Below are 11926 nucleotides of genomic sequence, written 5' to 3' on the forward strand. Positions count from 1 at the left end.
GTAGGCAGCGGAATTACAGATATGCTTCTATACCAAGGGGGTACAAAGTTAGCTCTCCACTGCGAAAGCGATCGCAATTTACCCACAGTGCCCGCTTTTTGCGTTTGCCTTCACTAAATTCAATACTCTCAATTTCGTAGAAATGGCGATCGCAAAAGTCACAGGCATAAAGCTGTATGACTTCATGTCCTGGTTTGCCATTGTACTCAAAAATATTTTCCAAGCAGCTAAGATAGCGAATATTAGTCAATTTTGCACCTAATTCTTCGTGGAATTCTCGCTCTAAGGCTTGGAGGCTGGTTTCGCCAAAGTCAACTCCTCCACCCAGCGATCTATAGTAGGTGCGATTCTTTTTTGGGTCGTAGCCCTGTGAAACAAAAGTTCGCGTGCCATCGACGATCAGTCCTAATGCCAGTACGCGAATTTCTGAAGAAAAACCCATAGTTTACCCCTTTGCACCACATTATAGCCACTAAGGGATTTACTCGCAAATATAACTATAGCCAATAGGCTTAGGACGGGGTGCAGGGGTTCCACCCCTGCGTGGGGGCTACGCCCCACACCCCCTGTCCTAACAGATCTGTCTACGGCTATAAAATACCACTTGTGGCACGGCAGCGAATTGCCGCCAAAATCTAGTAGCATAGCTGCAACTCAGTGAGTTTACAAAATTATGAAAGCAATTTTGATGACGGCTGCCGGGGAGCCAGAAGTTTTGCAAGTCGCCGAAGTTCCTGCGCCGCAGATCCAATCGCCCAGGGAGATCTTGGTCGAGCTTAAAGCTGCTGGCGTAAATCCGATCGATACAAAATTAAGGAAGCGCGGCACATTTTACCCGGAGCGGATGCCAGCCATTTTAGGTTGCGATGGTGCGGGTGTGGTGGTCGCGATCGGCGCGGGCGTGCAGCACTTTGCTGTGGGCGATGAGGTCTATTTTTGCAATGGGGGATTGGGCGGACATCCCGGCAACTACGCCGAATATGCCACGGTTGACGAGCGCTTTGCCGCGCATAAACCGAGTTCCGTATCGTTTGCCGTGGCTGCTGCCGCGCCGCTAGTTTTAATTACCGCTTGGGAAGCACTCTACGATCGCGGTAGATTGGAAGCAGGCAGGCGGGTTTTAATTCATGCTGGTGCTGGTGGAGTTGGGCATGTTGCCATTCAATTGGCTAAGTTACAAGGAGCTGATGTTTGTACGACGGTCAGTACGGCTCAAAAAGCTGAGTTCGTTAGGAGTTTGGGTGCAGATAAACCCATTCTCTACAAGCAGGAGGATTTTGTCGCCGCCGCCCTCGACTGGACGAATGGGGAAGGGGTCGAGCTAGCCTTTGATACGGTAGGCGGTAGCACGATCGCAGCAACTTTCCCGGCAGTGCAAATTGGTGGCGATCTCGTTACGCTATTAGAGCCAGACGCTACCACCAGTTGGAAGGTGGCAAGAACTCGCAATTTGCGCTTTAGTTTTGAGTTAATGCTCACGCCCATGTTGCAGGGTTTAGTGGACTTGCAGGAACACCAGGCGCACATTCTGTCGGAATGTGCCCGCCTCATTGACGAGAAAAAGCTCAAAGTCCATGTCAGTCAGGAATTTCCCCTGGTAGAGGCAGCTAACGCCCATCGCCTTTTGGAAACTGGTTCTGTTACAGGTAAGCTGGTCTTACAGATTTAGTCGCATGTTAGTCAAATCGAGACACCCCGAACCACCTCCAGCTATCCGCAAAATCGCCAATGCTTTTCGCATCTTGGGTTGGGTAGCATTTTGGGTGCAGTTGGTAATGGCCTTTGTAGCTGGTATTGCTCTCATATTTACCGCTACGGGTCGCAGCTTTAGTCCCGACACTTCCGCTGGTACGGGTATTGGCATATTCTGGGCTGTTTGCGGCATTTTATTACTGGTAGCGGGCATTGTTTTTGACTTTCAGTACGTGCGCATTTCTAAAGGACTGCGGCACGAACCCGGTGCGGTGCTGCACCCCAAACGATTGGAGACAATTCAGTTCCTGCGACTCGGAGCCTTTATCGGCTTTAGCGGCATGTTGCTTTCTCTAATTGGTTCTGGGATTAGCGTGGGCGTTCTGGTTGCCAAAACTGTTTCCCAGCCCCCAGGCGTGGCAATTATCGATCCGAATAAAATCGTGCGCGCCCTGGATGTATTTGTAGTACTAGCTAACATCAATCTCACCGCAGCGCATCTAGTCGGGACGGTCGCTTCGTTCTGGTTGCTGGATCGCGTGCATCACTACCAGCATCCGCCGCATCAATAAAGAATTTAGGGAATCCCCCTCAAAAACTATGAGACTCCGACAGAAATGCCTCACAACTATCATCCCGATCGCCGCGATCGCTTTGCTGTTGTCTAAATTTCTGGTGCATATTCTCACTGAGTCGTGGTGGTTTGAGGCGATCGGTTTCTCGGAAGTGTTTTGGACGCGGCTGACCTGGCAAATTCTGGTTTGGGCTGCCACCTTTGTGCTTTACTCCCTATTTCTGTGGGGCAATTACCGAATTGCCCGGTACCAACGCCACAAGGGTAAGGGGCGACTCGTCCTCGTAGATCGCACGGTGCGCGCCGCTGACGCAAGCGGACTGAAAGTTTATGCCGGGAAGATTGCCAATTATGCCGTTCTGGGATTGATTTTTTTTCTATCTATCAGCGCCGCATCGATTAGCAGTCCGAGTTGGGAGACGATTTTAAAGTTCCTGAATGCCACCAATTTCGGCAGTAGCGATCCGATCTTCCAGCAGGACATCGGTTTTTATTGCTTTATCATGCCGCTCTACGAGGGCATGCGCAACTGGCTGGGTGCTCTGTTTGGTTGCGCAGCGATCGCGTCCGCTCTGGTTTACGGCTTCGACAGCACGATTCCGCCACAGTGGAACTGGCAAAACGTTTTAACCGGCAGAGGCAAATTGCATTTGAGCCTTTTGCTGGCGGCGATCGCCGCGATCTTCTGCTTCGACTTCTGGCTGAAGCGCTACGAGTTGCTGTACTCGGCAGGTGGGATTGTCTTCGGGGCTGGCTACACCGATGTCCACGCCAAGCTCTTTGCTTATAGCGCCTTGAGCGTTCTGCTATCGATCGTGGCTTTTCTGCTGGCGCTCTCAGCCTGGCAGCGCAGCTTTCGATTGCCGATGTTAGGAGTAGGGGTAACGGTAATTGCTTTAGTAACGCTCGATGGCATTTATCCCTGGTTTCAGCAACAATTCATCGTGTCGCCTAACGAATTGGCGAAAGAAAAGCCCTACATCGAGCACAATATTCAATTCACGCAAGCTGCCTATCGCCTGAGCGACGTGCAAAGACAGAGCTATGCTGCCGAAGCAAAACTGAACCGACAGGTGTTGCAAAACAACCAGCCGACCGTGCGCAACGTCCGCCTGTGGGACTACCGACCCCTCCTCAGTACCTATCGCCAGCTCCAGGAAATTCGGCTTTACTACAAATTTGCAGGTGTAGATGTCGATCGCTACACCCTGAACGGCAATTACCAGCAGGTGATGCTAACGGCGCGGGAATTGTCCTTTGCCAAAGTGCCCCGCGAGGCACAGACCTGGGTTAACCAGCGGCTGAAGTATACGCATGGTTACGGTTTGGTGATGAGTCCGGTCAATCAGATTACCAGCGATGGTTTGCCCGAACTTTATATCAAAGATATTCCGCCCTCATCCAGCGTAGACGTACAGGTAAGCCAACCCGCAATTTACTACGGCGAAGAAACGGATGCGTATATTTTTACCGGCACCTCAACCCCAGAGTTCGACTATCCGCTCGGCGATGCCAATGCCTTTACTCATTACAACGGCGCGGGCGGCGTACCGATGCCATCAATCTGGCACAGGCTGGCCTATGCCTACGATCTGGGCAACATCGAGGTTCTGATTTCCAACTACTTCACCGATCGCTCGCGCATCCATTACTATCGCCAGATTAAGGAACGAGTGGAGCATATCGCGCCGTTTTTGCGCTTTGACAGCGATCCTTACCCAGCAGTTATTAATGGCAAGCTGATGTGGCTTGTGGATGCTTATACGGTGAGCGATCGCTATCCCTATTCCGAACCCATCGCTCGCTCCATTTCCCAAAGCAAAGATGCCGAGGGCATTCTCAAAGGAGGGAATCTCGATCGCATTTTACGAGGCAATATCAACTACATCCGCAACTCCGTCAAAGTAGTAGTGGATGCTTACGATGGCACGGTGCGCTTCTTTGCGATCGACGAAACCGATCCGGTTCTCAAGACCTATGGCAAAATCTTTCCCCACCTGTTCGAGCCTCGTGCAGGAATTCCACCGGAAATCAAAGCTCATTTTCGCTACCCGCTCGATCTGTTTAAAATCCAGTCGCAAATGTATCTGACCTACCACATGAACGATGCGGAGGTGTTCTACAACCGAGAAGATCTGTGGCGTTTCCCGCTCCAGACCTACGAAGGGGGCGAACAGATGATGGAGCCTTATTACGCGATCGTGCAGCTACCGAACGAACCGAAAGAGGGATTTATTTTGATCCTGCCATTTACGCCTGCTAATAAGGACAACGCGATCGCCTGGCTGGCGGCGCGATCGAACGGTCAGGAATACGGCAAATTGTTGCTGTACGAGTTTCCCAAACAAAAACTGGTCTACGGCCCCCGTCAAATTGAGGCGCGCATCGATCAAGATCCGACGATTTCCCAACAGTTTACGCTCTGGAGTCAGGCAGGTTCCAAGGTGATTCGCGGCGATTTACTGGTGATTCCGATCGCGCAATCCTTACTTTATGCAGAACCCGTTTATCTGCGGGCGGAGCAGGGCGAATTGCCGGAGTTGAAGCGAGTAATCGTCGCCTATGACAAAGCGGTAGTCATGGAGGAAACTTTAGATAAATCTCTGGCTGCTATCTTTGGCAGCGATCGCGGAGAGAAGGAAGCCCCCAGTCCGGTAACGGGCGTGAGTTCCACTCTAGTTAAATCTGCGCTGGAAACCTATCAGAAAGCGCAGGAAGCTCTGCGTCAGGGTAACTGGGCTGAGTACGGGCGCTATCAGCAAGAGTTAGAAGGTATTTTGTTAAAATTGAATCAGGAGACTGGAATTGGGAAAAAAGCAGGTTAAGCGAACAGTTGTCTATTACTGGTCTTTGTTGAGCACTTGTGAGTCCAATATCAAACAGGTCATATAGGTTACCTTACTGCAGAGTAAAAACAATACTTTATGGGGTATCCTAAGTTAATCTCTCTGTTGAGAATGCTCAATTCTAAAACAGAGGGAGATGAGCACACTGTAAGCCTTATTGTAGCATAAAGTAATGACATTATTAACATCTATTGACGTTTTTGCTGGTGCAGGCGGACTTAGCTACGGGCTTACAGTAGAAGGATTCAAGGTGGTTGCTGCGGTAGAAATTGATCCGACATCAGCGAAGAGTTATAACCTTAACCACCCACACACAAATGTTATAGTCAACGATATTCGCCAAGTGAGTGGTTCTCAGCTTCTTAAGCAGGCAGGCCTTGCCCCTGGTGAATTGGATTTGCTGACAGGATGCCCACCATGTCAGGCTTTTTCTACACTTCGTACGAGGCGTCGGATACAACAGTTAAACGATCCGAGTAAAGAACTCATTATCGAGATGCTCCGATTGGTACGTTCGATGCGGCCTCGTGCAGTCATCGTAGAAAATGTTCCTGGTCTAGCAGGTGATAAGCGCTTTGCTGACTTCCTAATTGGTTTGAAACAAGCCGGATATCAATCTACATACGCAGTTCTCAATGCATCTGACTTTGGTGTACCACAGCGGCGCAAGCGGTTAATTCTTATTGCATTGAAGGGAAGAGAGATACCTCCAGGCTGGTCAAGTTATCACTGTGAGGGTAGAACCGTTAGAGATGCAATCAGTCATCTCGCACCAGCAGGAACTAGTGGAGATATACTCCATGATATTCCTGAAAATCGAACGCCAGCTATGATGTCGAGAATCAGAGCAACACCTAAAAATGGCGGTAGCCGCAGTGATATACCTTCTGAGTTACAATGCGCCTGCCATGAACGCATTGACGGATTTAAGGATGTCTATAGTCGAATGGCATGGGATGATGTTTCCCCTACTATTACTAGTGGATGCAATAATCCTTCCCGAGGTCGTTTTCTTCATCCCGAAGAGAATAGAGCTATAACACTTCGGGAGGCTGCATTACTACAGGCATTCCCACAATGCTACCAGTTCTGTCTTGACCGAGGGAAGGAACATGTTGCGTCCCAAATTGGGAATGCTTTCCCCCCAGATATGATTAGGCCAATTGCAAGAGTCATCCGCCACGAGCTATCAGTATGAGTAATAGGAAACCTGTAGATGATCTCTGTAAGAGTGTTAAAGCTCTTGAACATAAAAAATCCTATATTTGTAGCCTTCGCTTTCCTAACTATCGAAATCTTCGGGTTGACAGCGAGTTACCATTTGATTTCCCAATTACAATCTTGCTTGGTCGAAATGGTACAAACAAGAGTTCTATACTTCATGCTCTTTACGGCAGTCCAAGTGGTCAAACTATCGCAGATTTCTGGTTTGAAACTGAACTTGACGCAATTCCTACGGAGCGTAATGAACGTAAACAGAGCGTTGTTCATAGATATCGTGGAGATAACGATGAAATTGTTGAGTGTATTAAGGCTAGGGCTTCACGCGGAACTACAGACCCTGATTATTGGGAACCAATTGTACAAAGGCAGATATATGGTTTCCCATCTAGCGGCACTCGAATTAGTCCCATTAAACTTAAAGTTACACATTTAGATTTCCGAGGCGAGTTACCCGCTTTTGATAGATACTTCTACTTCCCCGATCCGAAGCATCTTGCAGATCGTGCCCGTTCCGCAAAAGAGAGTGGAAGGCTGCGCAGAGAGTATCGCAAGCAGGACTATCTTAGACAACGTTCAAGATTGCTAAAAAAAGCAATTGAGGAGGAGGGAATTGCACTAACAAACCATGAGTTAGAAGTCTTAAAATATATTCTTGAGCGCGACTATCGTAGTGGAAAGATTCTGAGGCACTCACTATTTCACGGACATGAAGGATGGACAATACTATTTAAGACAAGTCATCTAAATGATGAGTATTCTGATGCATTTGCTGGCAGTGGTGAGTCAGCCGCTGCGTTGCTTGTACACAATATATTTCAAGCTCCGGAAAGATCTTTGATTCTCCTAGACGAACCTGAAACGTCACTTCACCCCCGTGCCCAACAACGAATACTAGAGTTTATAGCTCATCAAGCTGTGCGGAAGTCACTTCAAGTCGTGATTGCGACACATTCTATCTATCTTGCAAAAAATCTTCCTCAGAATGCGATCCGAGTGCTTGTCCTTGAACAAGATGGTGCTGTAACAGTGAGAACAGACCTCTCTGCAGATGAAGCCTTACATGAGATTGGGACTCTTCCTGCCGGAAAAACTATTCTGGTTGAAGATGAGCGAGCAAAACACATTGTTGTTTCAGCTTTAAAGCTAGAGTCAAGTCATGCTTCAAAAGAGTTTCAGGTTTTGGTTCGAGAAGGTGGGACTTCACGGATATACCGTGATATTCAAGCATATGTCAACAGTGACAGGAGAGATGTATTTGTTCTTTTTGATGGAGATAATAAGCCTAAAGAGCTTATTCCAGAAGATGGAGTACTTCCCCAAGGGAAGAATGACCTATGTAAACTGATTCGGTTACTTACACGCGGAAATGATGAAAACGGTCCTAAGCTTGATTTTGTAGATGAAGACGAGATGACACGCTATATTGGCTTTTTAAGAAGATATGTACATTTTTTGCCTGAGCTAACTCCTGAGGCACTTGTTTGGGATGACGATATAGCCAAAGAAATCTTTGGTGAAGATCTACCACAGGAAGTTTTACAAGAGCAAGATTTCAAAGAAAGAATTCGTATCCTTGCAGAGAAAACTCCGGGTTTGGATGATGATGCCATTTTCAAAAATCTTCTTAACAAATTATTGAAGGGCGAAAGCGAGCGTAAGTCAGCTCTCATAGAAGTTATTAGTAATATTCGATCTGCCAGTAGCTAATTGTCATTGCATATCTTGACACAATTTGGAAATCAAATTGAAGAAGCATCTTAGCCTGTTTGTCCACAGAAGCACGATCGCTTTCCTGGTAGTTTTTGGTATTGGCAAACGAGAGATCTCTCCAACGGTTACACAACTAGACAACTAACCCGCCATCTTGAGCCATCCAAAAACTCGATCCGCTGTAAGTTCTAGTTCGATTTCTGCCATTGTTGGCAAGCGGCGGGACGCATCCCAAAGGGAATCGCTACCTTGAAATAATTCTGGTTGCTGATTTGGCAAGAAGACCAATATGCTGCAATCGTCCAATCGAGTAGCGCTCCAGCAAATCGGTCATAGAAAAGCTATCTAGTTCGGTAGTCATTGTCTTGGTTGTCCAGCGGACAATGGACGCTATGATTAAGATGATATATTAATGTCGGATTTGACATAATAGTTATGGCTGACACCAAGCCGCTGGTCTGGTTGAGTGGATCGGTAAAAACACCGCCTTTCTCAAAGGCCGCAAGGTTGGAGGCTGGCTTTTTACTACGGCAGTTGCAACGCGGTAGAAGTTTAGGACTACCATCTTCTCGCCCTATGCCTGGTATTGGCGCTCGCTGCCACGAGCTGCGAATTAACGATGAAGATAAGACATGGCGAATTATCTACCGCATTGACGAAGATCGCATTGTTATTGTGGATGTATTTGCCAAGACAACCAACAAAACGCCTAAGTCAGTTATTGATGTTTGTAAGCAACGGTTGAAGCGATATGACGAGGTATAGGTATGAACGATGACAAACTCGATCGCCTGGTGGCCGATGGCTGGCAGGTGGGAACGGTAGCCGAATTTTTAGGATTATCTCCAGAGGAGGAGATGTTTATCGAATTGAAACTGATTCTAAGCGATCGCCTCAAACAGTTGCGGGAGAGTCAACATCTCACCCAAAAAGCCCTAGCGAAGCGCATTGAATCTAGCCAATCGCGGGTAGCAAAAATGGAAGCAGGCGATCCATCTGTATCGATGGACTTATTGGTGCGATCGCTGCTGTCGTTAGGAGCTACACCCAAAGATATTGCTGAAGCGATCGCAATGGGTTCTTGTGATGAGTGAAAGATTTACTGTGACTGAGCGATCGCCTCTCGCACTTTACCAGAAAACTAATCTGCCATCTTGAGCCATCCAAAAATTCGATCCGCTGTAAGTTCTAGTTCGATTTCTGCCATTGTTGGTAGGAGATCGCTGCCTTGAAATAATTCTGGTAGCTGGGTTTGGCAAGAAGAACAATATGCTGCGATCGCAATAATTAACACAATCGCGCAGTTCTCTCAAGTCGCAGCGCAACGATAAAGTTATGAAGGCTGGCAAAGTTGAGATGCTTCCAGACTAGAATTATGGCATTGGTACATACTGGAAATATCCGTAATGCAAGGTTTAGCTGTTACTGAAACTATCAATACGATCGCTGAAGCGGAAAGACGATTTGGTCTGAGCCGCAGTACATTTAAGGATTTTTTTACAGAATGGCGCGACCAATTGCCTGATATTAATTCTAGCGATCGCACCAACCTGGAAACCCTATGGCAGCGATACATTTACCATCGCTCTAGCGGTCAGTTATTAGAAAGTACGGTAATGCTATTACTAGTTTCGCCACTACTGACCATTGCAGGCTTATACGATCCGCCCTTTTTGATTAAAGCGGAAGAATCCGTGCAGATCGCAGTATCAGACAGCGAAGCAACTTTGCAAGGTCGTATAGATCTGCTGGTTTTATGCGATCGCCTTTGGGTAGTTGTTTTAGAGTCAAAGAAAACCATGCTATCCGTCTGGTCGGCACTGCCACAAACTCTTGCCTACTTGATGGCTAATTCCAATAGCGACAGTACGCATCCCGCAGGGAATTGCCCTACTTTTGGAATGTTGACTAATGGAGACGAAATAGTGTTTGTCAAACTAGAAGGCAAATGCTATGCCATGTCACAAGTATTTTCCCCTCTGGTTACACAGAGCGAACTAGAAGTTACCTGTCAAGTTCTGCGCAAAATTGCAGAATCAGTTGCATGTGACTTGCAGAAAGCATAGAACCCTAGCTCTTTAGCTGGCGCAGCGCCGCCAGCAACTCACTATCTTAGCGCTTGAATGCAAGCAGGAACTCAATGTGCTTGTACGCAATGATGCTGTGGATATGGATAATGAAATAGGCGCGCTTACAATTAGCAATGGGTTTGAGTATAAGTCGATACCAGCAGGGTTAATCTGGTAGGATTTGCACAGCTAAGTTTATACCAGAAACACTATGGCGCTTTACGAGAATGTTGAGCATTTCGCAGGTAAAACGGTTGAGAACTACGAGCTAGAACTTGGGATTGAAGATCCAGTCGGTAAAATTTATCGCCTTGCGATCGACTATGACTCGGAGGAGGGAATGGCCGATCTCATTGCCACATTTCTAGAGGATCCAAGAGTTAGGGAAATATCAGGTATCGTGATTGGATTGTGGGCTGATGCTTACGATCGCTCCAGTCAGGATATTGTAGAGGCTCTTGTTGCCGCCAGAGAGAAACTTCCACATCTGACCGCTATTTTCCTTGGTGATATTATTTCTGAGGAATGCGAAATATCCTGGATCGTCCAAAGTGATGTTTCGCCGCTGCTAGCTGCATATCCACAACTCACGCATTTTAGAGTGCGCGGTAATGAAGGATTGAGCTTGGGTGCTTTGCGGCATGAAAAATTGCAATCTCTCATAATTGAAACTGGCGGTCTAAATCCTAATGTGGTTCGCGAGGTCTGTCAGTCTCAACTCCCAGAACTAGAACACCTGGAGCTTTGGCTGGGTATACCCTACTATGGTGGTAATACAACCGTTGCAGACCTGCAACCGATTCTCTCTGGTCAGTTATTCCCCAAGTTGCGCTATTTGGGCTTGCGCGATAGTGAAATTGCTAACGATATAGCAGTGGCGATCGCCACCGCACCCATCCTCGATCGCATTAAGGTATTAGATCTATCACTTGGCCTATTAGGGGATGAGGGCGCGTCAGCCCTACTTGCCAGTCCTGCTGTTGCTAAGTTAGATAAATTAGAACCCATTTAGGAAGTCGCAGTTGCCAGATTTCTTAGCATTTTGCGGATTAAAGCCAAGTAAATAAACGATTCAGACATTTGCTCATAAAATTCATAATCCTTGCTTAGTCTACGACAATTACCTAACCAAGCAAAGGTTCGCTCTACCACCCAACGCTTTGACTCCACTACAAAACCTTTCTGATTGTCTGCCCGTTTGCTAACTTCCCAAAGCCATCCGAAGTTGTCGTTGACCCATTGTGTGATTTCATCACCAGAGAATCCAGCATCAACCAGAATTTTCTCTAATCGTGGTAATGGAGATGTGAGATTCTGTAACAACTGCTTAGCTCCTGCTCTTTCACCGATGTTAGCTGCACACACCAACACCTTTACAACTAAGCCCAAGGTGTCAACCATAGCGAAGCGTTTTCTGCCCTTGATTTGCTTACCGCCATCAAAACCTCGACTGCCCGCACTTTCTGTTGTCTTCACACTCTGGCTATCGATACTCACCAAGCTTGGGGTCGCCTCTTTACTAACCTTTTCCCTAAATTGTTGGCTCAATTTGCGATTAATCTCCTCCAGTAGCCCAGTTCTTTCCCACCTTTGCCAGTAGAAATAGACCGTTGAGTAAGGCGGAAAGTCATGGGGTAGATTCTGCCATGTACAACCATTTTTGAGTATATAGAAAATGGCATTCAGTAACTCTCGCATATTTGTTTTGGGTGGCCTACCCCATTTTGATGGTTTGGGTAGCATGGGTGCGATAATTTCCCATTCTTGGTTGGATAAATCGGTATTATAGGATCGGCGCATCTCTTCAGGTT

14 protein-coding genes are annotated in these 11926 nt (G+C 47.2%); 10 read left to right on the plus strand and 4 right to left on the minus strand.

Features of this window, described 5'->3' with window-relative positions:
* Positions 1 to 13: 13 nt before the first annotated feature.
* Positions 14 to 442, minus strand: coding sequence for an NUDIX hydrolase (locus tag PSE6802_RS0118525; protein WP_019501535.1), 429 nt, complete (start codon positions 440 to 442; stop codon positions 14 to 16).
* Positions 443 to 673: 231 nt separating this feature from the next.
* Here PSE6802_RS0118525 and PSE6802_RS0118530 point away from each other — a divergent pair, with 231 nt between their 5' ends.
* From PSE6802_RS0118530 to PSE6802_RS35435, 6 genes are all read left to right on the plus strand, one after another.
* The gene (locus PSE6802_RS0118530; RefSeq protein ID WP_019501536.1) at positions 674 to 1669 is read left to right on the plus strand and encodes a zinc-dependent alcohol dehydrogenase family protein; all 996 of its coding nucleotides are present in this window, start codon (positions 674 to 676) and stop codon (positions 1667 to 1669) included.
* A 4-nt stretch (positions 1670 to 1673) separates the two neighbouring features.
* Positions 1674 to 2264 carry a DUF3611 family protein gene (locus PSE6802_RS0118535; protein WP_019501537.1) on the plus strand — a complete coding sequence of 197 codons (591 nt, stop codon included), beginning with the start codon at positions 1674 to 1676 and terminating at the stop codon, positions 2262 to 2264.
* A 28-nt stretch (positions 2265 to 2292) separates the two neighbouring features.
* On the plus strand, positions 2293 to 5091 hold the full coding sequence (locus PSE6802_RS0118540; RefSeq protein ID WP_019501538.1) for a UPF0182 family membrane protein: 2799 nt from the start codon (positions 2293 to 2295) through the stop codon (positions 5089 to 5091).
* A gap of 193 nt (positions 5092 to 5284) precedes the next feature.
* Entirely contained in the window at positions 5285 to 6310 is a 1026-nt protein-coding gene (locus PSE6802_RS0118545) for a DNA cytosine methyltransferase (RefSeq protein ID WP_019501539.1), read from the plus strand.
* Complete coding sequence (locus PSE6802_RS0118550; RefSeq protein WP_019501540.1) at positions 6307 to 8043, plus strand: ATP-dependent nuclease; 1737 nt, start codon at positions 6307 to 6309, stop codon at positions 8041 to 8043. The genes PSE6802_RS0118545 and PSE6802_RS0118550 overlap by 4 nt, the downstream gene beginning before the upstream one ends.
* Before the next feature lie 25 nt (positions 8044 to 8068).
* A complete protein-coding gene (locus PSE6802_RS35435) occupies positions 8069 to 8191 on the plus strand; it encodes a hypothetical protein (protein ID WP_263970381.1) in 123 nt (40 codons plus the stop codon).
* Here the strand turns inward: PSE6802_RS35435 and PSE6802_RS33635 are convergent.
* Entirely contained in the window at positions 8188 to 8325 is a 138-nt protein-coding gene (locus PSE6802_RS33635) for a hypothetical protein (protein WP_019501541.1), read from the minus strand. The two genes, PSE6802_RS35435 and PSE6802_RS33635, sit on opposite strands and share 4 nt — an antisense overlap.
* A 156-nt stretch (positions 8326 to 8481) precedes the next feature.
* On the opposite strand from PSE6802_RS33635, the gene PSE6802_RS0118560 reads away from it, so the two are divergent.
* A complete protein-coding gene (locus PSE6802_RS0118560; protein WP_019501542.1) occupies positions 8482 to 8811 on the plus strand; it encodes a type II toxin-antitoxin system RelE/ParE family toxin in 330 nt (109 codons plus the stop codon).
* 2 nt (positions 8812 to 8813) lie between these two features.
* A complete protein-coding gene (locus tag PSE6802_RS0118565) occupies positions 8814 to 9140 on the plus strand; it encodes a helix-turn-helix domain-containing protein (protein WP_019501543.1) in 327 nt (108 codons plus the stop codon).
* Between the two features lie 47 nt (positions 9141 to 9187).
* Here the strand turns inward: PSE6802_RS0118565 and PSE6802_RS33640 are convergent, their stop codons facing one another.
* A complete protein-coding gene (locus tag PSE6802_RS33640) occupies positions 9188 to 9340 on the minus strand; it encodes a hypothetical protein (protein ID WP_019501544.1) in 153 nt (50 codons plus the stop codon).
* 112 nt (positions 9341 to 9452) lie between these two features.
* On the opposite strand from PSE6802_RS33640, the gene PSE6802_RS0118575 reads away from it, so the two are divergent.
* Positions 9453 to 10112: a hypothetical protein gene (locus tag PSE6802_RS0118575; protein ID WP_019501545.1), complete on the plus strand. Its 660-nt coding sequence runs from the start codon at positions 9453 to 9455 to the stop codon at positions 10110 to 10112.
* Between the two features lie 214 nt (positions 10113 to 10326).
* Entirely contained in the window at positions 10327 to 11127 is an 801-nt protein-coding gene (locus PSE6802_RS0118580) for an STM4015 family protein (RefSeq protein ID WP_019501546.1), read from the plus strand.
* Here PSE6802_RS0118580 and PSE6802_RS0118585 read toward each other — a convergent pair.
* Entirely contained in the window at positions 11124 to 11915 is a 792-nt protein-coding gene (locus PSE6802_RS0118585; protein ID WP_019498649.1) for an IS5 family transposase, read from the minus strand. The two genes, PSE6802_RS0118580 and PSE6802_RS0118585, sit on opposite strands and share 4 nt — an antisense overlap.
* Positions 11916 to 11926: the final 11 nt, after the last annotated feature.

Source organism: Pseudanabaena sp. PCC 6802, assembly GCF_000332175.1.
In the GTDB taxonomy this organism is placed as follows: Bacteria; Cyanobacteriota; Cyanobacteriia; order Pseudanabaenales; family Pseudanabaenaceae; genus PCC-6802.